The sequence below is a fragment of the Lutibacter sp. genome (assembly GCF_041555395.1).
In the GTDB taxonomy this organism is placed as follows: domain Bacteria; phylum Bacteroidota; class Bacteroidia; order Flavobacteriales; family Flavobacteriaceae; genus Lutibacter.
On sequence record NZ_JBFFKM010000120.1, the window covers coordinates 1 to 1,762 of the forward strand.

Here is a 1,762-nt window from a genome sequence, read left to right on the forward strand (position 1 = left end):
CATCATTTTTTCCAATGCATCCTGCACCAGACGTTCAGATTCCGTGTCCAAAGCGGAAGTGGCTTCATCCAGAATCATGATTGGTGGATTTTTAAGCACGGCGCGCGCAATGCTCAACCGCTGTTTTTGTCCGCCCGAAAGTTTATTTCCGCTGTCGCCTATATTGGAGTCGTAGCCATTTGGCATCTCATTTATAAATTCATGGGCATTCGCAATTTTTGCGGCGTCTATAATTGCTGATTCGGATTTATTTTTGATGCCCAATAAAATATTGTTTTTTATGCTGTCGTTAAATAAAATTGAATCCTGTGAAACAAGACCTTGCAAACTGCGAAGAGATTTTTTTGTAATGTCCCGAATGTCAATACCGTCAATTTTAATGCTGCCTTCATTTACATCATAAAAACGGGTCAGTAAATTTGCAATGGTCGATTTTCCGCTGCCCGATTGTCCAACAAAAGCCACTGTTTTTCCTTTAGGAATTTCCAGAGAGAAATTTTTAAGCACATAGTCATCTTCATATTTAAACGAAATATTTTCAATGCTTATAGCTGAGTTAAAGCCTTCTTTTTCAAGGGCATTAGGTCTATCTGCCAATGGGGAAGTGGTATGTAAAATTTCCAAAACACGTTCAGCGGCGGCATCTCCTTTTTTAACACCATAAACAGCTTTTGAAATTGCTTTGGCAGGAGTTAAAATATTGTAAGCCAGTCCCATAAAAACAATAAACGCGTCTGGAGCCAGGGTTTTTGAAACTAAAACCAGGGAGCCGCCATACCAAAGCAAAATAGCAATGACGCCAATTCCTAAAAACTCGCTCAATGGTGAAGCCAAATTTTGTCTGTTTAATAAAGAGTTGGAGTAGCTGTAAAAACGCGAGGTCGATTCCTTGAATTTTGAATTGAAATATCCTTCCGCATTAAACCCTTTTATCACTCTCAACCCGCCTAAAGTTTCTTCTAAAATAGATAAAAAATAACCTTGTTCCCTTTGAACTTTATCCGATTGTTTTTTTAATTTTTTTCCGACCAAGGAAATAACGAATCCGGCGATTGGAATAAAAATAAAAACAAATAAGGTCAATTGCGGACTTAAAGCCAGCATGGCGAAAATCGTAAACAAAATCATTAAGGGTTCTCTTACGATCAGTTCTAAAATGGACAAAAAAGAGTGTTGGATTTCCAGCACATCAGTAGAAATTCTCGCAATGATGTCCCCTTTTCTTTTTTCAGAAAAATAGGCTAAAGGTAAATCGACTGTTTTTTCATACAAATCGTTTCTGACATCCTTCAAAACCCCGTTTCGTAAAAAAGTAATAAAGTACATAGCCAAATAACCAAAGATGTTTTTGAGCAAAAAAGTGCTGATGACAATGACAATCATAAACAGCAACGCCTTCATTTCACCTTCTGTATTTACTTTGATGGTAATGAAGTAATTGATGGAATTTTCAATATAATCTCCCAGTTTTGCGATGCCTTCGTAAGAAGGTTTCGTTGTGAGGGGTTCTGCAGTTTTAAACAGCACTTTTAACATAGGCATCAGCGACACAAATGCCAGTGTTCCAAATAAGGCGTAAAAAATATTGCTGACAATGTTTAAAACACCATATATTTTATAAGGTTTGGCATAAACCAATATTTGCCTGAAATATTTCATTAATTTTTTATTGTTGTTTAACTTTAATCCTATCTCCCCGCTCTTTCCAAAGGAAAGAGAGCTTGATTTGTTACTAGAAATGAAATTGAATTTTGATTTTTAA

The 1,762-nt window shown here is 36.3% G+C and carries 1 protein-coding gene; it reads right to left on the reverse strand.

Annotation, left to right across the window (positions count from 1 at the left end; genetic code table 11):
- On the reverse strand, positions 1-1,659 hold a 1,659-nt coding region (locus ABY285_RS12580; protein ID WP_372770583.1), incomplete at its 3' end, for an ABC transporter ATP-binding protein.
- Positions 1,660-1,762 lie beyond the last annotated feature (103 nt).